This window comes from Streptomyces polygonati, from assembly GCF_042650325.1.
In the GTDB taxonomy this organism is placed as follows: Bacteria; Actinomycetota; Actinomycetes; order Streptomycetales; family Streptomycetaceae; genus Actinacidiphila; species Actinacidiphila polygonati.
This window is the reverse complement of record NZ_JBHSBB010000014.1, coordinates 235986-259713: the sequence shown is the minus strand read 5'-3', so window position 1 is coordinate 259713 and position 23728 is coordinate 235986. Positions and strand designations below refer to the sequence as shown.

Below are 23728 nucleotides of genomic sequence, written 5' to 3'. Positions count from 1 at the left end.
GTGGCCACGACGCCGCCGCCGGGCGCCTCGCCCACTCCCCACGCCCCCGCCGACGTCATCCACAACATCGGCTACCGCGAGTACGACGGCCCCCGGCTCGGCCGCGGCTACGCCCGCTGCTCGCTGTACAGCCAGAGTCTGCGCGGCGCCTACGGCCTGGGACGCAGCGCCAAGTCCAAGGTGCTGCCGATGATCCTGCTGGGTGTGATGTGCGCCCCGGCCCTGATCATGGTGGCGGTGGCGGTGTTCGCCGACATGAGCAAGCTGCCGGTCCAGTACACCCGCTACGCCGTGATCATGCAGGCCGTCATCACCCTGTTCGTCGCCTCGCAGGCCCCGCAGGCCGTGTCCCGCGACCTGCGCTTCAAGACCACCCCGCTGTACTTCTCCCGGCCCATCGAGCGCGTCGACTACGTGGCCGCCAAGTACGCGGCGCTCACCACCGCGCTGTTCCTGCTGACCGCGCTCCCCCTCCTCATCCTCTACGTCGGCGCGCTGCTGGCGAAGCTCGGCTTCGCCTCCCAGACGTCCGGGTTCGCGAAGGGACTGCTGTCCGTGCTCCTGCTGTCCCTGCTGTTCGCCGGCATCGGCCTGGTGATAGCAGCCGTGACCCCGCGCCGCGGCTTCGGCGTCGCCGCGATCATCGCCCTGTTCGTGATCAGCTACGGCGCGGTCTCCGCCGTCCAGGGCGTCGCCGCCGCCCAGGAGAACCCCCACGTGATCGGCTGGCTCGGCGTCTTCTCGCCGATCACCCTGATCGACGGCTTCTCCAACTGGTTCCTCGGCGCGACCTCCGCCTTCCCCCAGGCCTCCGGGCCGCCCGACGGACTGGCCGGCGCGGTCTACCTGCTCGTCGTCGTCGGCCTGATCACCGGCTGCTTCGGTCTGCTGATGCGCCGCTACGGCAAGGTGGGCCTGTCATGACGACGATCAGCATCGACAAGGTCTCCCGCTGGTTCGGCAATGTGGTGGCCGTCAACGACATCACCATGAGCATCGGCCCCGGGGTGACCGGACTGCTCGGCCCCAACGGCGCCGGCAAGTCCACCCTGATCAACATGATGGCGGGCTTCCTGGCGCCCTCCACCGGCGCGGTCGCCCTCGACGGCGTCGCCATCTGGCGCAACGAGCAGGCGTACCGCGAGATCGGCATCGTGCCCGAGCGGGAGTCGATGTACGACTTCCTGACCGCCCGGGAGTTCGTCGTCGCCAACGCCGAGCTGCACGGACTGCCCGAACCCGGCGCCGCGGCCCAGCGGGCGCTGGCCACCGTGGAGATGGAGTACGCCCAGGACCGGCGGATCGAGACGTACAGCAAGGGCATGCGGCAGCGCGCCAAGATGGCGTCCGCGCTCGTCCACGACCCGTCCGTGCTGCTGCTCGACGAGCCGTTCAACGGCATGGACCCCCGGCAGCGCCTCCAGTTGATGGAGTTGCTGCGCCGGATGGGCGCCGACGGCCGAACGGTGCTGTTCTCCTCGCACATCCTGGAGGAGGTCGAGCAACTCGCCCACCACATCGAAGTCGTGGTGGCGGGCCGGCACGCCGCGTCCGGCGACTTCCGCAAGATCCGCCGGCTGATGACGGACCGCCCGCACCGCTATCTCGTGCGGTCCAGCGACGACCGCGCTCTCGCGTCCGCGCTGATCGCGCACGCGTCCACCGCGGCGATCGAGTTGGACCGCACCGAAAAGGCGCTGCTCGTCCAGGCCGTCGACTTCGCCGGCTTCACCGAGTTCCTGCCCCGGATCGCCCGTGACCACGGCATCCGGCTCTTCACGGTCTCGCCGTCCGACGAGTCCCTGGAGAGCGTCTTCTCCTATCTGGTCACGGCGTAAGGAGCCGACACTGATGCCCGCCAACACCGCCGGCGCCGATCCGGCCGCCGCGCCAGGACCCGCCCGTTCCGATACTCCCGCCGGCCCCGGCCGTCCGGCCGGTCCCACTATCGGTCCGTACGCACCGATCGGTGCCCGCCCACCGCTGAGCAGGGCCTCCGGCCTGCCCTTCTACCACCCCACGGTGGCCCGGCTCACCTACCGCGGCCTGCTCGGCCGCCGCCGGGCCCTGCTGCTGTTCGCGCTGCCGCTGCTGCTGCTGGTCATCGTGGCCGCGGTACGCGCGCTGACCGGCGCGGACGACGGCACCGCGGCCGGCCTGCTGCAGGGATTCGCGCTGAGCGCGATGGTGCCGCTGGTCGGCGTCATCGCCGGCACCGGCGCGATCGGGCCGGAGATCGACGACGGCGCGATCGTGTACCTGCTGGCCAAACCGGTCAAACGGGGCACGATCATCGTCACCAAGCTGCTGGTCGCGATCGGTGTCACCGTCCTCTTCTGCGCGGTGCCCACCCTGCTGGCCGGATACATCCTCGACGGCTCCAGCCAGCACCTGGCGGTCGCCTTCGCGATCGCGGCGGCGGTGGCCTCCATCGCCTACTCCGCGATCTTCCTGATGCTCGGGGTGCTCACCCGGCACGCGGTGGTGGCCGGACTGGTCTACGCGCTGCTGTGGGAGTCGGTGATCGGCAATTACGTACCCGGCGCCCGTACGCTCAGCGTCCAGCAGTGGTCGCTCGCCATCGCGCAGAAGATCGCCGACGGGGACCAGGTCAGCTCCGATGTGGGGCTGACGACCTCGGTGGTGATGCTGCTGGTCGTGACGGCCGCGGCCACCTGGTTCGCGGGCCGCAGGCTGCGCACCCTGAAGCTGGCCGGCGACGAGTAGCCCGCACGGGCGGCGTCGACGCGGGGGCAGCGCCCGGTAAGGGATACGCACCATGGGAGCCCGGTCCTTACCGGGCTCCTTTCCCCGCCGCCCGTGAGCCCGCTCGCCCGGCGGGCTCACGGATCGTCGGATAAGACTGACAGGGATGGCCCCGAAGATACCGGAGGTCGAGGAGACCTCCCCGCCCCCGCAGGGCCGCGCGTTCCCCCCGGCCGCCAGGCGCCGCCGGTACACCCCGGGCGACGTGCGGCGGTTCCTCACGGGCTGGGTGCCCTCCTCGCCCGGCACCCACCTGTGGCTGGCGGTGCTGGCCGCCACCACCTGTGTGGCCGCGGGGCTGCCGTCCCACCTGCGGTCGTATCTCCTGCACAGCGTCAGCACCAACCTGGACGAACTGGGCCATCACCCGATCAGAGTCCTGATAGCCAGCGCCCTGTGGATCGAGACCCCGTCCGGCTTCGTCTTCTACGCCGTCCTCTTCGAGCTGCTGCACGCCACCGCCGAGCGCTGGCTGGGCACCGCCCGCTGGCTGCTGGTCGCCGCGCTGGCCCATGTCGGGGCCACCCTCGTCAGCCAGCGGGCGGTGTTCTCCGGGATCCGCGCCGAGCGGCTGCCGCGCTCACTGGAGCACACCATCGACATAGGGGTCAGCTACGGCCTGGCCGGCATCGTCGGCGTGCTGGCCTACCGGGTGCCGTGGCCCTGGCGCTGGGGATATCTGGCCGCGGTGCTGGCCTTCTTCGCGTATCCGGTGATCAGCCGGGGGACCTTCACCGATCTGGGCCATCTGACGGCCCTTCTGATCGGCCTGTGCTGCTGGGCGGTCACCCCTCCAGGGCGAACAGCCGGCGCAGCACCAGCGCGATCCCGTCCTCGTCGTTGGAGGCGGTGACCTCGTCGGCGACCGCCTTGACGGCCTCGTGCGCGTTGCCCATCGCCACGCCGTAGCCCGCCCAGCGGAACATCGGCAGGTCATTGGGCATGTCGCCGAAGGCGATGGTCTCGGCGGCCGTCACTGCGAGCCGCCGGGCTGCCAGCGACAGGCCGGTGGCCTTGGTCAGTCCCAGCGGCAGCAGCTCCACGATGCCGTGGCCGGCCATGGTCACGCCCACCAGATCACCGGCCGCCGCCTGCGCCGCCTCGACCAGCGCGTCGTCGGACAGCCCGGCCGGGTGCTGGATGTAGATCTTGTTGAGCGGCTCGGCCCAGAGCTCCTCGGGGTCGGAGATCAGGGTGACCGGCAGCTCGGGGTGGTAGACGTAGCCGTCGCTGATCAGCACCTCGCCGACCAGGCCGTCCCGGCTGGCGGCCACCGCGAGCGGTCCGGCCTTGGCCTCGATCCTGGCCAGCGCCAGCGCCGCGACCCGCCGGTCCAGCGTCACCGAGGTCAGCAGCCGGTGCGCGCCCGCGTCGTAGACCTGCCCGCCCTGAGCGCAGACGGCCAGTCCCCGGTATCCGAGGTCGTCCAGGATGTGCCGGGTCCAGGCGACGGACCGGCCGGTGACGACGATGTGCGCCGCGCCCGCCGCTGTGACGGCGGCGAGCGCGGCGCGTGACTCCGGCGAGACGGTGGCGTCCCGGCGCAGCAGTGTCCCGTCCAGGTCGGTGGCGATCAGCCGGTAGGGCAGTGACCTGGGGGGCGGGTTGTCGCCCTGGTTCACTTGGCGGCGGCGGACGTACCGGCGGTCGCGGCGGTGGAGTCGAGGCCCGGGGCGCCGGACGACGAGCCGGCGCCCGACCCGATCGGCTCCAGCACCTCCCGGCCGCCGAGATACGGCCGCAGCACCTCGGGTACACGGACCGAACCGTCCGCCAGCTGGTGGTTCTCCAAAATCGCCACGATCGTGCGCGGCACCGCGCACAGGGTGCCGTTGAGCGTGGCCAGCGGCCGGGTGCCGTCGCCGTCACGCAGCCGGATGTTCAGCCGGCGGGACTGGAACTCGGTGGTGTTGGACGTCGAGGTCAGCTCGCGGTACTTGCCCTGGGTCGGGACCCACGCCTCGCAGTCGAACTTCCGCGACGCCGACGAGCCGAGGTCGCCGGACGCCAGCTCGATCACCTGGAAGGGCAGCTCCAGAGCGCTCAGCCACTGCTTCTCCCAGGCGAGCAGCCGCTGGTGCTCCGCCTCGGCGTCCTCCGGGGTGGTGTAGACGAACATCTCCACCTTTTCGAACTGGTGGACGCGGATGATGCCCCGGGTGTCCTTGCCGTACGAGCCCGCCTCGCGCCGATAGCACGGCGAGAAGCCGGCGTAGCGCAGCGGCAGCCGGCCCGCGTCGATGATCTCGTCCATGTGGTAAGCGGCGAGGGGGACCTCGGAGGTGCCGACCAGATAGAGGTCGTCCTTCTCCAGGTAGTAGACATCCTCCTCGACCTGGCCGAGGTAACCGGTGCCGGCCATCGCGGCGGGCTTGACCAGGTTGGGGGTGAGTATGGGGGTGAAGCCGGCCGCGACGGCCTGCGCGATGGCCGCGTTGACCAGCGCCAGCTCCAGCAGCGCGCCCACGCCGGTCAGATAGTAGAAGCGCGAGCCGGACACCTTGGCACCGCGCTCGGTGTCGATGGCGCCGAGCAGCTCGCCCAGCTCCAGGTGGTCCTTGGGATCGAAGCCCTCGGCGGCGAAGTCGCGCGGGACGCCGTGCTGCTCCAGGACGACGAAGTCCTCCTCGCCGCCGATCGGCGACTCGGGGTGGACCAGGTTGCCGAGCTTGAGCAGCAGCCGCTGGGCCTCGTCGGCGGCTTCGTGCTGCTCGGTGTCGGCGGCCTTCACGGCGTCGGCCAGTTCCTTGGTGCGCTTGAGGAGTCCGGCCTTCTCCTCGCCCTGGGCCTTGGGGATCAGCTTGCCCAGTTGTTTCTGCTCGGCGCGCAGTTCGTCGAAGCGGGTACTGGACGACCTGCGCCGCTCATCCGCGGAAATCAGCAGGTCGACCAGTGCGACATCCTCTCCACGGGCGCGCTGGGAGGCTCGCACACGGTCGGGGTCCTCACGAAGCAAGCGAAGGTCAATCACGGTCACAGGTTACCGGGGAGCGGGTCGGGACGCGAGGTGTTTAGCGGCGGAATAAGTAGAATGTCCACTTCGCCGGAAAAGTTCAGTAGGTTCGTAAAATAACCGAGAGGGGAGGCGGTCAACGGTAATGGGCCGATCCCTCCTCCGGGTCAGCGGACCTGTGGAGAACTGGAGTTGACCGGGTGCCCGAGGGCCGTTCGCGGCGCTTTGCTGTGTGAGTTATCCACAGGCAGGCCGTGATTTCCGCACCTTGTCCACAGGGTGTGGGGAAGTTCTGTGGAGAAGAGCGAAGATCATTTCCCGGGGCCGATGTTCGACCATGGATTCCCCAATCAAACCGGCCTCACACTCTCTTTGGAGTGAGAAGTGTTCCCTCGGAAGGATTCACGAGGGGAATTGGGGTGACGTGGAGTGAGCTGTATCACTCTGCGCCCCGTTGGTGTCTGTGTACCAATTTGTCGACTTGGCCCGGTTGCTCTGTCGACTTGTCCGCAAGTTACCCACAGGCAGTGGATCAAGCCTGTGGATAACCCGGTGGACAACTCAGCCGCGGCCGTCCAGCGTGCGGCTCAGCCAGTCCGCGGCCTCGCTGAACTCGGTGTCGGTAGTGCCAGGAGTCACCCGCACCCCCACTTCGTCGGCCCGGGGATACGAACCGAGGAATCGTACGTTCAGACAGCGCCGCCGCAGACCCATCAGCGCCTCACCCACCCGCCGGTCGGTCAGATGGCCCTCGGCGTCCACCGAGAAGCAGTAGCGCCCCAGTCCCTCACCGGTCGGCCGGGATTCGATCCGGCTCAGGTTCACGCCGCGGATGGCGAACTCCTGGAGCATTTCCAGCAGTGCGCCAGGATGGTCGTCCTGCAGCCAGAACACCGCGGAGGTCCGGTCCGCGCCGGTCGGGGAGGCCAGCCGGGACGGCCGGCCGACCAGGACGAAGCGGGTGGTGGCGTTCTGCGCGTCCCGGATGTCGGTGGCCAGCGGCTCCAGCCCGTACATCGGTGCCGCGAACTCGCCCGCGAACGCCCCGTCGTAGCGCCCCTCCTGCACCAGCCGGGCGCCGTCCGCGTTGGACAGCGCGGATTCCCACTGGGCCTCCGGCAGATTCCCGGCCAGCCAGTTGCGCACCTGTGCCTGTGCGGCCTGGTGTCCGGTGACGGTCTTGACGTCCGCCAGCTGGGTGCCCGGCCTGACCAGCAGGGCGAAGGCGATCGGCAGCAGCACCTCGCGGTAGATCATCAAGGGCTCGCCGAACGCCAACTGGTCCAGGGTGGCGGTGATGCCGCCCTCGACCGAGTTCTCGATGGGGACGAGCGCACCGCCCGCGTCCCCGTTGCGCACGGCGTCCATCGCCGCGGGCACCGACACCATGGGTGTCAGCTCGCGGGTGGCGGACTCGGGCAGGGTACGCAGCGCGGCCTCGGTGAAGGTGCCTGCTGGTCCCAGATATGTGTAGCGGCTCGCCGACGACATGCCGTCAGCCTAATGGCCCGTAACGGACGAGTCGCCCACTGTTCCACGTGAAACATCGCCGGCCGGACCGCGGCCGGCTCACCCCTCCAGCAGCCGCTGCCCCACATACTCGCCCGGCCCGGCCCCGCCCGGCACCGCGAACAGCCCGCTGGCCTCGTGCCGCAGGAACCGCGACAGCCCGTCCGACCCGTCCAGCTTGCGCTGCACCGGTACGAAGCCCCGCAGCGGATCCGCCTGCCAGGCCACGAACAGCAGCCCGGCGTCCGGGGCGCCGTCGGTGCCGATGCCGTCGTGGTACGAGAACCCGCGCCGCAGCATCGCCGCGCCCCCGTTGGAGGCGGCGGCGGCCACCCGGATATGGGCGTCGCCCGCGATGGCGAACGAACGGTCGCCGGTGATGGCGGCCAGATTCACCGGAGTGGTCGCGCCGCCGCCGGACAGCGGCGCCCCGTCGGACTTGCGGCGCCCGATCACCTGCTCCTGCCGCGCCACCGACAAGTGGTCCCAGGAGTCCAGCAGCATCCTGATCCGCCGCACCACCGCGTAGGACCCGTCCGCCATCCAGGCCGGGGAGGAGTCGCCGCCGCCCGCCGGGACGAAGACCTTGCGGTCGAAGTCGGCGTCGGTCGGCTTGGGGTTGTTGGTGCCGTCGATCTGACCCATCAGATTGCGCACCGTCATCGGGCGCTCCGTGGCGCCGGGCGTGCGGTTGAAGCCGTTCATCTGCCAGCGCACCGAGGCTGTCCCCTGGGCCGCCTTCTGCAGCACCCGCAGCGCGTGGAAGGCGACCAGCGCGTCGTCGGCGCCGATCTGCACCCACAGGTCGCCGTCGCTGCGCCGGGCGTCGAGCGCGTCGGCGGGGAAGTCCGGCAGCGGGGCCAGCGCCTGCGGAAGCCGGCCGGTCAGGCCGGTCCGGCCGAAGAAGCTGCGGCCGAAGCCGAAGGTGACGGTCAGCGAGGACGGCCCGGCGTCGTCGGCCACCTGGTCGTCGTACGCCGCCGGGGTGGTCGGGCGTCCCTGGCCGCCCGGTCCCTGCCCGGTCATCTCCCGCGCCGCGTCGGACCAGCGGCGCAGCAGACCGGCCGCGGCCCGCCGGTCGGCGGCCGGCGCCAGGTCGAAGGCGACCAGATGCGCGCGGGCCTGCGCGGGTTCCACGATCCCGGCCTGCCGGGCGCCCTCGAAGGGGATGCGCCCCGCGCCCACACTGCTCAGCGCGGTCGGCTCGGTCCGGGCGGCGGCCGCGACCGCGGCCCCCGACCCGCCGCCGACCAGGAGTCCCGCGGCCCCGGCGGCGCCGAGCAGGCGCCGCCGGGTGACGGGTGGCGCGGGCACGGCCGAAGCGGCCGCTGTTTCTTCGTCGTTCACCGTACTCACTGGCTGACCTGCACGTTCTTGGTCTGGGTGATCTCGTCGATGTCGGAAGTGCGGACGGTCACCTGGAGTTGCCAGGTGCCCGGCAGCGGGAGCTGGACGCCGGTCGCGCTCCAGCTCCCGGTGCCGGTGTGCTTCAGCGGGACCTGGATGGGCCCGAGATGCTGGGCGGGGAGGGTGAAGGCGAGCCGGACCTCCGGCACGTCGACCGGGGTGTCGCCCGGGTCGGTGAGCCGCAGGCCGATCTCATTGGGGGTACCGGCCCGGCCGGGGGACAGCGTGAGGCCCGCCGTGCCCTTGCCCTTCGGACCACCGGTGTCGTACGGGACGGTCAGTGTGATCTGCCCCGGCACCCCGGGCGCCGAGGAGGACCCGGCGGCAGGCCCGGCCGACGAGGACGCGGCCGGCGCGGCCGCCAGCCCCTTCTGCTCCTCCGCCGCACGGCCCGGCTGGGAACCGGTGAGCAGCGTGGTGACCGTCAGCAGCGCGGCCGCCACCACGACCTCGGCCAGCACCGACCGGCGCAGCGCGCTGCGCGCCGGGTCGGCGTCCCGGACCTTACGGGCCTGCGCGGCGCTGCGGGCGGCCTGCTGCCGGCGCAGCTGCGCGGCCCGGGCGGCGGCCCCGGGGCCGCCGGACCCGGTGGTCCCGCCATCACCGGCCGCGGTGGGCCGGCGGCCCACCGCCGTTGGGCCGGCGCCCTCCGCGACGGCTTCCTCTTCGACCGAGACGGCGTCCCCGGCCGAGGCGGCGTCCATCGTCACCGGCTCGACCGTCACCGGCTCGACCGCCACCGCGTCCACCTTCACCGCGGACCGGTCCGCGACGGCCGCCTTACCCGGCCGGGACGACACCGTGGCCGAGGCGCCCGCGACGCCGATCGACTGCGTCCAGCGGCGGGAGAACCACGCGACCCCGACCAGCACGCAGACCAGTCCGATCTTGATCAGCAGCAGCCGCCCGTAGGAGGTGTCGGTGAACGCCTTCCAGGTGCCGATCTGCCGCCACGCCTGATACGTACCGCTGGCGATCAGCGCGCTGACGGCGCCCAGCGCCAGCGCGGAGAAGCGGCGTACCGCGAACCGCTCGACGGTGCCCGCCGTCGAGGGCGCCCACAGCGCGGTCAGCAGCGTGACCAGACCGCCGAGCCAGACCGCCATGGACAGCAGATGGACCACGTCCACCGGCATCGCCACCTTGGGCTGGATACCGACCGAGGCGTGCTCGGCCATCGCCCAGGTGGCCGCGATACCCACCGCGACCACCCCGCCGCCGATACCGAGCCCCCAGGCCAGATCGGCGCGTTCGCCCGGGTCCTCGCGCTTGGCGTAGCTGCCGAAGAGCACCGCGAGGAAGACCGCCGCCGCCGCGAGCAGCAGCAGCCGGGAGATGAGGGCCGCGCCGGGTCTGGTCTCCAGCTGGTCGCGCATCACCCCGAGGTCGAAGGCCTGGCCGAGACCCTTTCCGTTGACGTACGGGCCGCGCAGCATGATCAGCCCGATGGTGGCGACCACCATGGCCACCCAGCCGGTGACCGCGATCCGCTGCATGGGCCGCAGCAGGGCGCCCTTCGGCCAGCACACCGACAGGAACACCGAGCCGCCGACCAGCAGCGCGAAGCCGATGTAGGCGAGATAGCGGCCGATGCCGTACAGCACGCTCGCCGAACCGTTGCCGGCCGCCGCCTCACCCGAGACGCTGACCGTCGTCCTGGAGGGGGCGCCGATGGAGAAGGTGAAGGCGCCGGCCACCGGGTGGCTGTCCTGCGAGATCGCCCGCCAGGCCACCGTGTACGTGCCCCCGGTCAGCCCCGGCTTGAGCGCCACCGTGGACGTGGCGCCGGCGTCCTTGCCCACGGCGTGGCCGGGAGTGCCCACCGCGACGTTCGCACCGCGGGGATCGAGCACCCGCAGGCTGTCGGCGGACAGCAGCACCCCCTCGGAGAAGTGGAGCACCACCCGCTGCGGCGCCGTCGTGACCACCGAGTTCTCGGCCGGTTCGGTGCCGATCAGGGCGGCGTGCGCGGACGCGGGCGTGGCGGTGCCCAGCAGCAGGCCGAGCAGCGCGCCGAGGCCGACCGCGAGCGCGGCGAGTCTGCGGAGCACCGGGCGGGGCGTACGGCCGTATCGCCGTACGGGCGCCGGGAGCGCGTACAACCGTGGATCCATCGGCTTCTCAGCCCTCCGGGTGGTACGTCGTCGGTCGCACCGGCACGGTGACGGTCATCGTGGCGGGCGTGGCATGCGCGAAGTGCAGGACCAGTGTCACCTTGTCGCCGACCGGCGGCTTGCGGGTGAGGGTTTCCAGCATCAGGTGGTCGGCGCCGGTGCCCAGCGTGAGCCGGCCGCCGGCCGGCACGGTCAGCGAGGGGACCTGGTACATGGTGGTGCCGGTGGTGGTGTGCAGGGTGACGTGCGCGGCCAGCGGTGAGCTCACCGAGACCAGCTGGGCCGGTGTGCCGCCGGTGTTGGTGACCGTGAAGTACGCGGCCGCCAGGTCGGTGAGCAGCGGCTGGGGTATGTAGCCGCCGCTGACCGAGAGCCTGGCCGGGCTCCCGGGCCGTGCCGAGGCGTTCGCGCCGGACGAGGAGCCGGCCAGGATCACCCCGGCCACCGCCGCGAGGGCCACCGCGGCCGTCCCCCCGAGCGCGCCCGCCAGCGCGCGCCGCCGGCTCACGGGGCCTCGCTCCTGATGATCTTCGGCAGGTCGTGCTGGAACTGCTCGGCGGTGGTGCCCGACATGTAGAGCACATGGCCCTTGTTGTCCTTGGGCCAGTAGGCCAGCACCTCGGCGCCGTGCGTGACGGTGATGCTGCCGTCCTTCTCCTTCACCGGCGGGTCGATGCCCACGCCGACCGAGCGCGCGGCGGCCTGGATCGCCGGGAATCCACCGGTCAGCCCGATGAAGCTCTTGTCCATCGCGCCCAGCCAGGCGTTCAGCCGGGCCGGGGTGTCGCGCTCGGGGTCGGAGCTGATGAACACCACCTGGAGCTTGGCCTGATCGGCCTTGGACAGCCGGGACTTGGCCAGCGCGATGTCGCTCATGGTGGTCGGGCAGACGTCCGGGCAGTGCGTGTAGCCGAAGAAGAGCAGCATCGGGTGCCCGGCGGTCTGCTTCACCAGGTCGAAGGGCTTGCCGTGGTTGTCCGTCAGCGTGATCTGCGGCTTGGCGAACGGGGTGTCGAGCAGCGTGCCGGCCTGCTGCGTGCCGGAGACGGCGGCGACGTTCCCGGCGTCGGCGGCGGCGGACCCGCCGGACCCGCCGCAGCCGGTCAGCAGCAGGGCGCAGGCGGCGGTCAGCGCGGCGGCGGCGCTGCCGAGCTTGAGTGTGGTGCGCATGAGGACGGTTCCTTTGTACGAGACTTCAAAGCTTCGGCGCTTCGGCGATTCGGGGGCCCTCCGGGGCGGAGGGCGGTTCAGGGGCCCCGGAGTTCGAGGAGCCCCGCGACCGGGCGGCCCGTAGCGGGCACGGGCCGCCCGGCCCTGACGGCGGATCAGGCGCCTGATGCCGAGGACCGGCATCAGGCGCCATGTCCGGTCACGGATCAGACAGCGGGTCCCGAAGGCCCGTCCGGGGCGCCGCCGGTCGCGGCACCCGCCGGGTTGCGGCGCCGCCCGGCGAACACGCCGAAGCCGACGCCGATCACCCCGACGACGATGCCGACGATGCCCAGCGCCCTGGCCGTGCCGTCGCTGCTGTCGGCGGCGGACGTGACGGGGACCAGCGGACTCGCGGTGTCGGCGGACGGTGCCGCGGCCGCCGTGCCCGTGCCCGCGCCCGCGGCGTCACCGGAGGGCTCGGCCGCGGTCAGCTTCAGGGTCGGCGCCGGGTTCTGCGGCTCCGGCTGGCCCGCCTGCGGGATCTCGATCCAGCGGACGACGTCACCGTTGTCGTACGTCTGGAGGGCCTTGAACGACAGCGAGTCGACATCGGCGGGCAGCGGTCCGAGCGAGACCGGGAACTGCTGGAACTGCCCCGGTGCGATCTTCCCGCCGCTCCAGGTGATCTTGGAGACGGCCTGGTCGACCGTGCCGTCGTCGGTCTTCATGGGGGTGGCCAGCTTGGTCGTGGTGACCTGGGCCGTCCAGCCGGGCACCGGCTCGATGGACACCGAAGCGATCGGGTGGTCGGTCGGCAGATTGACCTCCACCTTGACGGTGTTGGCGCTGTCCTCCTCGTCGGGGACCTTGAAGGACACCGTGCTGTAGGCGCCCTTGGCGGCGGTGTCCGGTGTCACGGTGACATGCGCGAAGGCCGGCACGGCGGCCAGCAGGACGGCGGTACCGGCGAGTGCGGCGACGGTCGCGGCACGGCCGCGCATACGAGAGCTGCTCATGGCAGTGGCTTCTCCACGGTGAGGTGGTGCTGACGGTGTCGTGGGACCCGCGCACCGCGGCAGGCGGTGGCGGGGACGAGGGCCGCCGCGGCGCCCCGCGCACCGGGCGCGGATACGGGTCGGCGGCCTGCGGCCACGCGCGCCGTCGGCCCACCGAGGGGACCGGGAAGACGCGTCAGGCCGCGAGCACGACCACCGGGGGCGCTCGTCCGGCCAGGCAGTGCCGCAGCCAGACCGTGCGGTGCCGGGCCCCCGCTTCCCGCGTCGCGCGGCGGGTACGCGGCCCGGCGTACGGCACCCGGGCGGCCAGCGCCGACAGCAGCGCCCAGGCGCGGCGCAGCACGGCGGGCGACAGCGCGGACAGGCTCGACACACCGCGCACCGACAGCCGGATCAACCGCCACAGCGCGGCCTCACCGCGCCGCAGCAGCCAGCCCGCCACCAGGGCGGCCAGCAGGTGGCCGAGCAGCATCGGCAGCGAGCACATCGACATCAGCGACGGCAACGACGTCATCGAACGGGCCACGGCGGAGGCCTGACCCGTCCCGGGCAGCTGCGGCCGGGCGCCGAGCGTCGCCGGGTCCAGCCCGGCGTTCACCACCACCTGGCGGGCGGCGGCCGGGGTCAGCCGCAGTCCGTGGTTGTCGCACACCAGCCGGGCGGCCACCGCCATCAGTCCGAGCCCGCCCGAGCCCGACCCGGAGCCGGCGACGGTGCCGGCCGCGGTTCCGGACATCGACGCGGACATCGATCCGGACATCGTCCCGGACATGGCGCCCGCCATCATGCCCGGCATCGTGGCGCACATCTGTCCGACGTTGAACACCGCGTGCAGCACGAGCTGCCCCGCGGCGAGCAGCGCCGCGATCCCCGGCAGTGTCCGCTCCCGCCCGGCCAGCGGCGCCACGACCGCGAACACCGCGAGCCAGCCGAGGACGAGCGACCAGCCCGGCACCGTACGACCGGAGGCCATGGTGTGCCCGGCGGCGGCCAGCACGACGCAGACCGCGGTGAACACCGCGGCCCGCGACATTCGCATACCGGCGCCCGCGCGCACGGAAGGGGCGGGAGGGACCATGACGGCGGACATCCTCTCACCGCGCGTTCCCGGTGGAAACACCGGGTGCCCGGCTCGCGGTGGTGTGTTCCGGTCGTCCCTTTACACCCGTACGCCGGGGTGTCGCATCCGCCGAATGAGCGGTATCACGTCAACGCCATGCTTACCGAGGCCTCTTCGCGGCAATACGTAACCGTATGTCGAGCCGCAGCCAGGAGGCTGGAGCATGAGCATCTGGTGGTCACTCCATTTGCGGCGCGAGGCTGCGAGCGTTCCGCTGGCGCGGAAGCTGCTGCTGGGGACGATGGAGAGCGCCGGGGTCGATCCCGACATCTCCTTCGATCTGTCGGTGGCGCTCTCCGAGGCCTGTGCGAACGCCGTCGAACACGCCGGATCGGCCACGGGTTACAGCGTCACCGCCCAGATCGACGGCGACCGCTGCCGGATCGAAGTGGCCGACTCCGGGCCGGGTTTCTCCCGCGACCGCGTCCGCCATCCGGCCCGGCCGGCCCTGCGGGGCCAGTACGCCGAGCACGGACGCGGACTCTTCCTCATCGAAGCGCTCGTGGACCACGTCCAGTTCCACGACCGGCCGGGGCACGGCACGGTCGTAGCGTTCGACAAGGTCCTGAAATGGCGTGCGGACGCCCTCCTCAGAGCGTCCTGAGGCCCCGCCGCGGGTCTCGCGGGGCCCCACCGCCTCACCGCCTCACCGGATCAACGGATCAGCGGATCGGCCGTGCGGCGCGGCTCGCCGGATCAGCCGCGCAGCGCGGCCATCCACGCCTCCACCTCGTCGGCCTGCCGCGGCAGGCCGCCTGAGAGATTGCGGGCGCCGTCGTCGGTGACGACGATGTCGTCCTCGATCCGCACCCCGATGCCGCGGTACTCCGCGGGCACCGTCAGGTCGTCCGGCTGGAAGTACAGGCCGGGCTCCACGGTGAGCACCATCCCGGGCTCCAGCGTGCAGTCCACATAGGACTCGGTACGCGCCTGGGCGCAGTCGTGCACGTCCAGGCCGAGCATGTGGCCGGTGCCGTGCAGCGTCCAGCGGCGCTGGAGGGCGAGTTCGAGCACCCGCTCGACCGGGCCGTCCAGCAGCCCCCACTCCACCAGCCGTTCGGCCAGCACCCGCTGGGCAGCCTCGTGGAAGTCCCGGTAGGCGGCGCCCGGCTTGACCGCCGCTATGCCGGCCTCCTGGGCGTCGTACACCGCGTCGTAGATCTTGCGCTGGAGCGGCGAGAAGCGGCCGTCGATCGGCAGCGTGCGGGTGACGTCGGCGGTGTAGAGGGTGGTGGTCTCCACGCCGGCGTCCAGCAGCAGCAGCTCGCCGGGGCGGACCGGACCGTCGTTGCGCACCCAGTGCAGGGTGGTGGCGTGCGGTCCGGCGGCGCAGATGGAGCTGTAGCCGATGTCGTTGCCCTCGACCCGGGCCCGCAGGAAGAAGGTGCCCTCGATCCAGCGCTCCGAAGTGGCCTCGGCCTTGTCCAGCACCTTCACGACGTCCTCGAAGCCGCGGGCGGTGGAGTCGCACGCCTTCTGCAGCTCGCCGATCTCGTACGCGTCCTTGATCAGGCGAAGTTCGGACAGGAAGATCTTCAGCTCGGTGTCCCGCTCCGCGGTCACCTTGTCGGCGAGCGCCGCCTCGACGCTCTCGTCGTGGCCGCGGACCACCCGGACCGGACCGGTCGCCGCGCGCAGTTCGTCGGCGACCTTGCGGACGTCCTTGCAGGGCAGCCCGAGCAGTTGCTCGCCCTCGGCGAGGCTGCTGCGCCGGCCGACCCACAGCTCGCCCTGGCCGTCGAGCCAGAATTCGCCGTTCTCCCGGTCCGAACGCGGCAGCAGGTAAGCCGTCGCCCGATGGCCGCCGTCCGCCAGCGGTTCGAGCACGAGCACGGCGTTCTGCGTCTGGTCGCCGGTCAGGTGGACGTACTCGGTGGAGGCGCGGAAGGGGTATTCGGTGTCGTTGGACCGGGTCCGCAGCCGGCCGGCCGGTACGACGATCCGCTCACCGGGAAAGCGGGCCGACAGCGCGGCGCGGCGGGCGGCGGCGTACGGCGCCTGCTCGATCGGGTCGAGACCGTGCCGCTCCGTATCGGCCCAGCCGGACTTCATGACGGCGGCCAGCTCCTCGGATACAGCGGGGTACAGCCTGTTCTTGCGCTGCTTGATGGGCTTGTCCTGCACCGCGTCCTGCGTGTCCTGGGCCTCCGCCACGTCCTGCCTCCTCGTCGTGCCGCGATCGAACCTCCCGCCCATCGTATGTGGGCTCGCGGGGCGTGGAAGGCGGGCCGCGGTGTCGGCGGGATCACACCGGTGGCCCGGGTGTTTTCCGGCCGAATCACCCCTGCCCCCGCTCACTCGAAGCGGGTCACCAGCAGCACCAGGTCCTCCACGCCGCCGGCCCGGTCCAGGCCGTCCGGCAGCAGGGTGCGCAGGATGTGGTCGGCGAGCAGTTCCGGGTCCTCGCGCACGGTCCGGGAGGCGCTCTGGGCGGCGGAGTGCAGCCGGGCCACGGCCCGGTCGGCGGATTCGCCGGTACGGTGCAGCAGGCCGTCGGTGTAGAGCAGCAGGCTCTCGCCGGGCCGGGCCCGCACCTCCACACTGGGCGCCTCCCAGCAGCTGAGCATGTTCAGCGGCGCGGACAGCGAGGTCTCCACGTACTCGCAGCGGTGGTCCCCCACCAGCAGCGGCGGGCAGTGCCCGGCGCCGGCCAGGATCAGCTTGTGGCCGCCGCCGGCCGCCGCGGTGGCGTAGGCGAACAGCGCGGTCGCCGAGCGGGCCGGTTCGGTCAGCCGCATCAGCAGTTCCAGGTCGGACAGCACGGCCACCGGGTCCTCGCCCTCCATCACCGCGTACGCCCGCAGCGACGCGCGCAGTCGGCCCATCGCGGCGACCGCGCCCGGCCCGGCTCCGGTCACCCCGCCGACGGCCAGGCCTAGTCCGCCCTCGGGCAGCGGCAGCGCGTCGTACCAGTCGCCGCCGCCGCGCGGCCCGGTGTGATGGCGCACAGCCATCCGCACCCCGGGCGCCCGCGGCAGCCGGGCGGGCAGCAGTTCGGCGGCGAGCGACGCGGCGGCTCCCCGGGCCCGGCTCAGGTCGAGGCAGCGGGCGATGTGCTCGGTGGCGAAGCGCAGATAGAGGCCGGTCAGACGGCGCTGGCGGTCGGTGGGTTCGGCCGGCTCGTCGTAGAACCAGACCGCCGTGCCGAGCCGGCCGCCGGCCGCGGCGAGGCCGAGCGCGTAGCTGGCGCCCAGGCCCAGTTGGGCGGCGACCTCGCGGTGGCGGGGGGCGAGGGAGGGGTCGTGCCGGAGGTCCGGCAGCAGGGTCTCCACGGGGTCGGGGAGGTCGCGCGCGTGCCGGAGGCCGGTGGGGGGTGTGTCCGGCGCGACGGCCTCGAAGGCGGCTTCGGGCGTCGTGGCATCGAGGGCGGCATCGAGGGCGGCTTCGACGGAGGCTTCGACGGAGGGGGTCTCGGGCGGTCGGGGCTCGGGGGACGGGGTCTCCCCGGTGCCGGTCCGGTCGGCGCGGGCCTGGTCGGTGCGGGGTGGGCCGGAAGAGCGGTGCGCGGCTTCGGTGAGGCCGACCGGGGGGACCGTCTCCAGGGTGCCGAGGTCCCCGTGGCCCAGGCCCAGCCCCACCGTGATGTCCGGGCCGAGGCCGTCGGACGGCTCCAGCGCGATCAGTCCGCGCCCGGCGCCGACCAGGGCGGCGCCGGCTCGCAGCACCTCACGCAGCGTGTCGTCCAGCCCCCTCGTACGGGCCAGGTGCTCGGTCAGCTCATGCAGCAGGGAGAGGTCGCAGACCGAGGCGGCGAGGCGGTCCTGGACCGCGAGACCGTGGTCAGGGGTGCCGCGCGGCGGCAGCACGCCGGGGGGCGGCCCGGTCGGTCCGGCCGATCCCGCTGTCCCGGTGGCGCCGGTTGCCCCGGTCGCGCCGCTCGCTCCGGTCACGGTGCCCGGGACGGCGGGTTTCGGGGCGGCGACAGTGTGCGCCGTTCCGGAAGCGGATGGCTCGCTTCCAGCCACTTTTCTCACGTGGGCCGGGCTCATGGCCGAAGACTTGCGGTCGGCGGCCGACGAGCGGGGCAATCAGCGTTTTTCGTCCGCGATGCGCGGAGCATCTGCGTGAATAGCATCGCAAACCCCCAAGTCGTGCTGCGCCGCTATCAAGGAACCCACTTCTACACGCACAATTGCGGGCATGTCCAGGATTGTCCTGATGGAAGGAAAGGTGTCGGAACCGGGCCGGAACCTTGCGGAGGGACGGTCGGTCACCGTAGGTTGACACGTACGTTGGCCGGAAATGACCACCCCCGCTTCATGCGCGCTGTCGACTGATCCCAGCCAACAGCGCGTCGTATCGCGGGTGGTGGGTAGGAACCCGAAGTCCGGCTCAAGCGTCGTAGTACGTGAACAGTTGACGGCCGACCCGACCCCGAGTGGCGAATGGGGTTGCTGCGCCCGACGAGGGGCCACGAACGGTGGTCCGCTCAGGGCACCGAGAGCAAGAAGCGCCAAGCGCACGCCACCCTCCGCCATGTTCCACGCTCGGCTGGCGGCGTGATGCGCTGCCTCGTATGCGGTGTGCTCGACAGTTACGTTGTGTAATGGGCAGATCCATGGGCGTTAACGGAAAGGAACGAGCGCTGATGCGCGAGATCCTCGGAAGGCGACGCAAGGTCTCACTCCAGCGAAAGGGGCGGACCGCGTTGCTCAACGCGGTGCTCACTTACGCCGAGCAGTGGAAATGGCGCGTGGTGCCGGGCGTCGGTTACGACCGGCGTGGCAACTGGCGGGCTGGTGACGAACAGACGTGCGCCTGCCCGCGGCCCAACTGCCCGGTGCCCGGTGCCCATCCGCTCGACCCCGGACTGCTCGCCGCCACCCACGATCCCCGGATGGTCCGCTGGTGGTGGACCAGCCGGCCGGAAGCGCCGGTCGTCCTGGCGACCGGTGACCAGGTCTCCGCGGCGAGCGTGCCCGCGGCAGCCGGTGAACTGGCGCTGGCCGCCATCGAGAAGCTCGGTGTCCGGCTCGGCCCGGTGATCGCCACCCCCACCCGCTATGTGTTCCTGGTGGCCCCCTACTCCCTCGCCGAGCTCGGCGAACTCCTCGACAGCCAGGACTGGGTGCCGACCTCGCTGCGCTACCACGGTGACGGCGGCTATGTGCCGCTGCCCGCGGTCGTCGGCGCGGGGACGGGTCAGCCGCGCTGGGTGCGGGAGCCGGTGGCCGGACCGGACGAGAGCTCGCCGTGGCTGCCCGGGATCGCCTCGCTGGTCGACGCGCTGGTACGGGCCGGGCGGACGGCGCCGGACGGGGACCGGCTCACCTACTGAAGCAGGATCGTACGGACATACCGGCCCACCGTCGTACCGGCATACGGGCGTACTGGTGGTCGGACCGGTCGGTTGCGTCGTGTCGTACCGATAGGCGCACATATTGTCGTACGGACGGATGTATACGTTCGGGGGCGGGGCGGCCGAGTTGCCGGAACGCCCCCTTCCGTAACGCTACGTTCGGCCTCGTCGCAACCTTCCGGGCAACCTTCGAACAGAGGTTTTGAACAGAGGTGGGGCATGTGAAGTCGCATCAGCCGTCGGACGATCAGGCCCGGGTGCGGGCCGAGGGCTTGCGCCGGGTCGCGGTGGCGAGCGTCGCCGCACTCGCGCTCGTACTGCCGCTGGCGGTCGCCACCGCGCACGGCGACGGTCATCGGGGGCGCGCGGGACACAGTGCGGAGTACCGGCAGCTGGGGCGTACGGCCACGGATGCGTCGGCCGACTGACGGCCGGCCAGCTGACGGCGGACCGGCGTCCGGCCGAGGGCCGACCGGCGGGCCCGCGGGGCTCGTCCGGGCAGGAAAAGGCCCGGTCGCTGGCGACGGGGGATGCACCAGCGACCGGGCTGTTCAAACGGTAACAAGACTTCGTCCGATCGCAAATTCCCTGATCCGTGGGCTGTCTGATTCCCCTGGGGTTTCTGGGTAGTTGTGATCGGGATCACCGACCAACCGCTCAGTCGGCACCCCCGTTCGGGGGTGCCCCTTTTTTGTCGGCATGGGGCCGGTGCTGAGTCACCGTCGGGGGCCGGTGCCGGGCCGGTGCCGGGCCGGTGCCGGACCGACAGCGATTCGCTGCCGGGGCCGCCGGGCGGAGGGCGACCGCCCCCGACCGCGGCCCCCGACCGGCGGCCCGGCTCGGTTCAGCCGAGCCCGGCCCAGCCGGCTCAGCTCAGGGTGATCTGCCGGTTGGTGAAGCCGCTGCGCGCCTTGCGCTCCTCCGCGGTGAGCGGCCCGGTGCGGGCCAGCGTCTCGGCGAGCCGCTCACCGAAGGCCGTGGCCGGCTTCTCCACCTCGTCCGCGCTCATCCCGATCGGCAGGTCCCAGACCGGCACCACCAGTCCGTGCGCCCGGAAGGAGCCGACCAGCCGCGTACCGTCGCCGAGCGAGGACGCGCCCGCCGTGTGCAGCCGGGCCAGCGCGTCCAGCAGCGCCTCCTCCGGGTGCGGCATGACCCACCGCAGGTGGTTCTTCTCCGGGGTCTCGCACCAGTAGGCCGCGTCCACCCCGGTCAGCCGCACGGTCGGGATCGCCGCCTGGTTCGCCTGCTCCAGAGAGGCGGCGACCTCGCCGGTCGCCGCCTCGGCGTTCTCCAGCCAGAACTCGAAGCCGGTGTGCACCTCCGGGACGAAGGGCGCGGTCAGGTCCAGCAGGTCCTGGAGCCGGGGACCGTCCGGAGCCGGGCGGCGGCCCTCCACCGGGTTGCCGGGCTCGGCGACAAGAGCGCGCCGCAGCGTGTCGGCGAGGTCGCGGCTGACGTCGCCGGAAGTGGCCTCGTTCTGCAGGCCGAGCAGCACGGCGCCGGTGTCGCGGCGCAGCCCCGGCCAGGCCATCGGGAGGACAGTGCCCAGCGTCACCGAGGACACGCCCTCGGGCAGCCCGTCCTTGAGGGCGAGCGGTACGGTCGCGGCCGGCACGAGTTCGCGCAGGGCGACCCAGTCGCACTCGCCGGGCAGACCCTCGAACGGGCGGCGCACCAGCTCGGTCACGGCGTGCGCCGCCTCGCGGCCGTGGCAGGCCTTGTAGCGGCGGCCGGAGCCGCACGGGCAGGGCTCGCGCGCGCCGACAACCGGAACGGCTTCGTCCGACGCGGCCCTCGGGCCCTTGCTCTTGGTGGCGGTCACGCGCTTCTTGGCCATGGCTCGGTCTCTCCCGTTCCGGCGGTGTTCCGGCCGCGAGCCTAGCGGCAGGCGGACGCCGCGCCGGACCACGACGGGCGGGGCGCTCGAGCCGTTACCGGGGCGCGATCGGGGACGACCGGGGTGGGTCCGGGCGCCCGGAGCGCGGATCGCGCTGCCCTGGGCTCGGGTCGCGCGGCCGGTCCGGCCACCCTCGGGGCGCCGGTCCGGCAGCCGGTCCGGGCGCCGCCATGACTGCGATCGACCGGACTTCGGCCGACCTCAGCCCAGATCGTCGAGCGATTCCGCCAGGTCCAGCGGGAGTTCGAGCGGTATGCCCATCGGCAGGCCGATGCCGGTGCCCGCCGATTCACCCCGCCGGGCGTGCCGTCCCCGGACCGGGAGCAGCGCCCACACCGTCACCTCACCCGGCGCGTCCCGTACCCCCCAGCGCAGCGCCAGATTGCCGACGATGCCGAGTCCGCGTCCGCCGTGCGCGGTCAGCGAGGGGCTGGCCGGCCGCGGCCGGGTCGGCCCGCCGCCGTCCGTGACCTCAAGGACCAGCAGTCCGTCGGCGCCGATCGACCACGCGGCCCGTATCCCGGCCCGGTCGCGATCGTCCGGATCACCGAAACCCGGGCGCTCGCCGAATCGCGGCCGGTCGCCGTAATCCGATGGGTCGCCGGCGCCCAGCGGGCGGGCATGCCGGCAGGAATTGCTGAGCAGTTCGGAAAGGATCAGGACCGCGTCGTCCGTCACCGATTCCGGAACGTCTTGTGCGTACAGATCCGTACGCAGTCTTTTGCGTGCTTCCGCGACGCCCGTCGGACCATGGGATAGGGCCATGGTCGTGGACGTCGGCACTTCTTGCGCCACCATCAACGACACCCCCGGAGACCTCCTTCACCCCACGCCACAAGGTCAATGCCCTCTGTGACTCGACCGGAAACAGGCCAACCAGATCTATTGACGTACTCCGTACGCGCGTACGTGAAATGCGCATGCCACGGGCACGATCCGGCGCGAAGGTGCCGGGGGGCCTCCGCGCGGCCGAGCCGGGGTACGCCCCACGGGCGAGCGGCGGCGGGGCCGCAGTGGGTCGCCGCGGTGGGCCCACGGCGGTGGGCCCGCGGCGGACCCGGCGGGGCTGGGTGAAGTCCGCGCCGGTCCCGGAACGCCCCGGCGACCAGGCCCGGGAGCTCAGCGGCCGAGTTGGGACAGGACCTGCTTCGGCCGGTTGGTGATAATGGCGTCGACCCCGAGCCGTACGCACAGCTCCACGTCCGCCGGATCGTCCACCGTCCAGACGTGGACCGGGTGCCCGGCCTGGTGCAGCCGCGCCACGTACCCGGGGTTGGCCCGCACGATCCGCATGCTGGGCCCGGCGATCCCGACGCCCGCCGGCAGCCTGCCGTCGCGGTGGCGCGGGGAGACGTACTGCATGAGGAAGACGGTCGGCAGGCCGGGCGCGGCCAGCCGGACCCGGCGCAGCGAGCGTGACGAGAAGCTCATCACCCTGACCTGGGAGGGTTCGCCGGCCGTCGCGCGGTCGAGGCCGAAGCGGCGCAGCAGGTCGAGCAGCCGCTCCTCGACCTGGCCGGCCCAACGCGTCGGGTGCTTGGTCTCGATGGCCAGCTCCACCCGGCGGTCGGTGTCGACGACCAGTTCCAGCAGGCGCCGCAGGGTCAGTACGCGGCTGCGTTCGTCCGCGTCCCCGTCCTCTGCGTCCGCCGTGTCCGCCGGCCCGGCGGCCAGGGGGGTGCGCGCCGTGGCGGACAGAAGGTCGCGCTCGGGGGTCTCGGGGTCGGCGTGCTGGCCGCGCCAGGAGCCGAAGTCCAGCGCGGCGAGGTCGGCCAGTTCGAGCGAGGAGACGGCGCCGCGGCCGTTGGACGTGCGGTTCACCCGCCAGTCGTGCACGCACACCAGGTGGCCGTCCGCGGTGAGCCGTACGTCGCACTCGAGCGCGTCGGCGCCGTACTCGATGGCTTTCCGATAGGCGGCGAGCGTATGTTCTGGTACGTCCTCGGAAGCGCCCCGGTGGGCGACGACCTGGATGGGTCGTCCCGTCGGGTACGTGTCGGGGGCGGCGCGTGCGAACGTCACCGGGCCATGGTGCCACCGTGAACCTGTCGGGGACGTGAACGGGTTTGTGAACAGCTGCGGGAACGAGCCCGTGAACGTGGCGGTGAAGGTGCCGTGGACCGGTCGGTGAAGCGGCCGGTGAACGGTTTCGCGGACCGGCTCGTGAAACCGGTCGGTGAAACCGGTCGTGGACCGGCCGACCTGCGGTCCCGTCGCGACCGGTTCGTGACACGAGCCTCGCACAGCTACCGCTTACGGCGGTCCGACAGGCCGTGGGAAATGCTGTGCTCAGTCGAAATGCTTTGTCCTGACCCTGAGGAGAATCGCTGTGAGCACCGAGAACGAAGCCGGGTCGTCGCTGCCGGCTGCGGAGTCGGCGGCAGGCGCACACGAGGGTGCCGCGCCCGACGGTGCCCCGGCGGCCGCTGCGCCTTCCGCTTCCCCGTCCCCTTCCGCTCCTTCCGCCCCTTCCTCTTCGTCCGAGGCTCCTG

20 protein-coding genes and 1 pseudogene are annotated in these 23728 nt (G+C 72.3%); 7 read left to right on the top strand and 14 right to left on the bottom strand.

Annotation, left to right across the window (positions count from 1 at the left end; translation table 11 throughout):
- From ACFO3J_RS21800 to ACFO3J_RS21785, 4 genes are all read left to right on the top strand, one after another.
- The gene (locus ACFO3J_RS21800) at positions 1-924 is read left to right on the top strand and encodes an ABC-2 transporter permease (RefSeq protein ID WP_386433017.1); all 924 of its coding nucleotides are present in this window, start codon (positions 1-3) and stop codon (positions 922-924) included.
- Positions 921-1838 (top strand): ABC transporter ATP-binding protein, encoded by a 918-nt coding sequence (locus tag ACFO3J_RS21795; RefSeq protein ID WP_386431640.1) that lies wholly within the window; start codon positions 921-923, stop codon positions 1836-1838. The genes ACFO3J_RS21800 and ACFO3J_RS21795 overlap by 4 nt, the downstream gene beginning before the upstream one ends.
- 13 nt (positions 1839-1851) lie before the next feature.
- Entirely contained in the window at positions 1852-2727 is an 876-nt protein-coding gene (locus tag ACFO3J_RS21790; RefSeq protein ID WP_386431637.1) for an ABC transporter permease subunit, read from the top strand.
- Positions 2728-2872: 145 nt separating this feature from the next.
- A complete protein-coding gene (locus ACFO3J_RS21785) occupies positions 2873-3619 on the top strand; it encodes a rhomboid-like protein (RefSeq protein WP_386431634.1) in 747 nt (248 codons plus the stop codon).
- Here ACFO3J_RS21785 and ACFO3J_RS21780 read toward each other — a convergent pair.
- The 9 genes and pseudogenes from ACFO3J_RS21780 to ACFO3J_RS21740 all read right to left on the bottom strand — a co-directional run bounded on the left by ACFO3J_RS21780 (position 3552) and on the right by ACFO3J_RS21740 (position 13956).
- Entirely contained in the window at positions 3552-4388 is an 837-nt protein-coding gene (locus ACFO3J_RS21780; protein ID WP_386431631.1) for an HAD family hydrolase, read from the bottom strand. The genes ACFO3J_RS21785 and ACFO3J_RS21780 overlap by 68 nt on opposite strands.
- Before the next feature lie 80 nt (positions 4389-4468).
- Positions 4469-5737 (bottom strand): annotated as a pseudogene (gene serS / locus ACFO3J_RS21775) (serine--tRNA ligase); the annotation flags it as partial.
- A gap of 543 nt (positions 5738-6280) precedes the next feature.
- Complete coding sequence (gene pheA, locus ACFO3J_RS21770; protein ID WP_386431628.1) at positions 6281-7210, bottom strand: prephenate dehydratase; 930 nt, start codon at positions 7208-7210, stop codon at positions 6281-6283.
- Between the two features lie 78 nt (positions 7211-7288).
- Positions 7289-8584 carry an iron uptake transporter deferrochelatase/peroxidase subunit gene (efeB, locus tag ACFO3J_RS21765; protein WP_386431626.1) on the bottom strand — a complete coding sequence of 432 codons (1296 nt, stop codon included), beginning with the start codon at positions 8582-8584 and terminating at the stop codon, positions 7289-7291.
- On the bottom strand, positions 8581-10749 hold the full coding sequence (locus ACFO3J_RS21760) for a copper resistance CopC/CopD family protein (RefSeq protein WP_386431623.1): 2169 nt from the start codon (positions 10747-10749) through the stop codon (positions 8581-8583). The genes efeB and ACFO3J_RS21760 overlap by 4 nt, the downstream gene beginning before the upstream one ends.
- A 7-nt stretch (positions 10750-10756) precedes the next feature.
- Positions 10757-11257 (bottom strand): copper chaperone PCu(A)C, encoded by a 501-nt coding sequence (locus ACFO3J_RS21755; RefSeq protein WP_386431621.1) that lies wholly within the window; start codon positions 11255-11257, stop codon positions 10757-10759.
- Entirely contained in the window at positions 11254-11919 is a 666-nt protein-coding gene (locus ACFO3J_RS21750; protein WP_386431618.1) for an SCO family protein, read from the bottom strand. Before ACFO3J_RS21750 ends, ACFO3J_RS21755 begins: the two co-directional genes overlap by 4 nt.
- A gap of 206 nt (positions 11920-12125) precedes the next feature.
- On the bottom strand, positions 12126-12917 hold the full coding sequence (locus tag ACFO3J_RS21745; RefSeq protein WP_386431616.1) for a YcnI family copper-binding membrane protein: 792 nt from the start codon (positions 12915-12917) through the stop codon (positions 12126-12128).
- A gap of 175 nt (positions 12918-13092) precedes the next feature.
- Positions 13093-13956, bottom strand: a complete 864-nt coding sequence (locus ACFO3J_RS21740; RefSeq protein WP_386431614.1) for a hypothetical protein — start codon at positions 13954-13956, stop codon at positions 13093-13095.
- A 244-nt stretch (positions 13957-14200) separates the two neighbouring features.
- Here ACFO3J_RS21740 and ACFO3J_RS21735 point away from each other — a divergent pair, with 244 nt between their 5' ends.
- A complete protein-coding gene (locus tag ACFO3J_RS21735; protein ID WP_386431611.1) occupies positions 14201-14641 on the top strand; it encodes an ATP-binding protein in 441 nt (146 codons plus the stop codon).
- A gap of 92 nt (positions 14642-14733) precedes the next feature.
- Here ACFO3J_RS21735 and ACFO3J_RS21730 read toward each other — a convergent pair whose 3' ends face one another.
- Both ACFO3J_RS21730 and ACFO3J_RS21725 read right to left on the bottom strand, forming a co-directional pair.
- Positions 14734-16191: an aminopeptidase P family protein gene (locus tag ACFO3J_RS21730; RefSeq protein WP_386431608.1), complete on the bottom strand. Its 1458-nt coding sequence runs from the start codon at positions 16189-16191 to the stop codon at positions 14734-14736.
- Between the two features lie 140 nt (positions 16192-16331).
- Complete coding sequence (locus tag ACFO3J_RS21725) at positions 16332-17927, bottom strand: PP2C family protein-serine/threonine phosphatase (protein WP_449343649.1); 1596 nt, start codon at positions 17925-17927, stop codon at positions 16332-16334.
- Positions 17928-18625: 698 nt separating this feature from the next.
- Between ACFO3J_RS21725 and ACFO3J_RS21720 the strand changes: the two genes are divergently transcribed.
- Together ACFO3J_RS21720 and ACFO3J_RS21715 are read left to right on the top strand one after the other, a co-directional pair.
- Positions 18626-19315 (top strand): bifunctional DNA primase/polymerase, encoded by a 690-nt coding sequence (locus ACFO3J_RS21720; RefSeq protein WP_386431602.1) that lies wholly within the window; start codon positions 18626-18628, stop codon positions 19313-19315.
- Positions 19316-19557: 242 nt separating this feature from the next.
- Positions 19558-19764: a hypothetical protein gene (locus ACFO3J_RS21715; RefSeq protein WP_386431599.1), complete on the top strand. Its 207-nt coding sequence runs from the start codon at positions 19558-19560 to the stop codon at positions 19762-19764.
- A gap of 440 nt (positions 19765-20204) precedes the next feature.
- Here the strand turns inward: ACFO3J_RS21715 and ACFO3J_RS21710 are convergent, their stop codons facing one another.
- The 3 genes from ACFO3J_RS21710 to ACFO3J_RS21700 form a co-directional block, all read right to left on the bottom strand.
- A complete protein-coding gene (locus ACFO3J_RS21710) occupies positions 20205-21176 on the bottom strand; it encodes a DUF5926 family protein (RefSeq protein ID WP_386431597.1) in 972 nt (323 codons plus the stop codon).
- A gap of 261 nt (positions 21177-21437) precedes the next feature.
- Positions 21438-22001 carry an ATP-binding protein gene (locus tag ACFO3J_RS21705; RefSeq protein ID WP_386433014.1) on the bottom strand — a complete coding sequence of 188 codons (564 nt, stop codon included), beginning with the start codon at positions 21999-22001 and terminating at the stop codon, positions 21438-21440.
- A gap of 354 nt (positions 22002-22355) precedes the next feature.
- Positions 22356-23258, bottom strand: coding sequence for a glycerophosphodiester phosphodiesterase (locus tag ACFO3J_RS21700; protein WP_386431594.1), 903 nt, complete (start codon positions 23256-23258; stop codon positions 22356-22358).
- Positions 23259-23728: the final 470 nt, after the last annotated feature.

Bases quoted from the DNA above. Each gene is read 5' to 3' on its own strand.
- ACFO3J_RS21705 (WP_386433014.1), bottom strand. From the start codon at position 22,001: ATGGCCCTATCCCATGGTCCGACGGGCGTCGCGGAAGCACGCAAAAGA.
- ACFO3J_RS21760 (WP_386431623.1), bottom strand. From the start codon at position 10,749: ATGGATCCACGGTTGTACGCGCTCCCGGCGCCCGTACGGCGATACGGC.
- ACFO3J_RS21740 (WP_386431614.1), bottom strand. From the start codon at position 13,956: ATGCGAATGTCGCGGGCCGCGGTGTTCACCGCGGTCTGCGTCGTGCTG.
- ACFO3J_RS21710 (WP_386431597.1), bottom strand. From the start codon at position 21,176: ATGGCCAAGAAGCGCGTGACCGCCACCAAGAGCAAGGGCCCGAGGGCC.
- ACFO3J_RS21720 (WP_386431602.1), top strand. From the start codon at position 18,626: ATGCGCGAGATCCTCGGAAGGCGACGCAAGGTCTCACTCCAGCGAAAG.
- pheA (WP_386431628.1), bottom strand. From the start codon at position 7,210: ATGTCGTCGGCGAGCCGCTACACATATCTGGGACCAGCAGGCACCTTC.
- ACFO3J_RS21745 (WP_386431616.1), bottom strand. From the start codon at position 12,917: ATGAGCAGCTCTCGTATGCGCGGCCGTGCCGCGACCGTCGCCGCACTC.
- ACFO3J_RS21795 (WP_386431640.1), top strand. From the start codon at position 921: ATGACGACGATCAGCATCGACAAGGTCTCCCGCTGGTTCGGCAATGTG.
- ACFO3J_RS21785 (WP_386431634.1), top strand. From the start codon at position 2,873: ATGGCCCCGAAGATACCGGAGGTCGAGGAGACCTCCCCGCCCCCGCAG.
- ACFO3J_RS21735 (WP_386431611.1), top strand. From the start codon at position 14,201: ATGAGCATCTGGTGGTCACTCCATTTGCGGCGCGAGGCTGCGAGCGTT.
- ACFO3J_RS21750 (WP_386431618.1), bottom strand. From the start codon at position 11,919: ATGCGCACCACACTCAAGCTCGGCAGCGCCGCCGCCGCGCTGACCGCC.
- ACFO3J_RS21790 (WP_386431637.1), top strand. From the start codon at position 1,852: ATGCCCGCCAACACCGCCGGCGCCGATCCGGCCGCCGCGCCAGGACCC.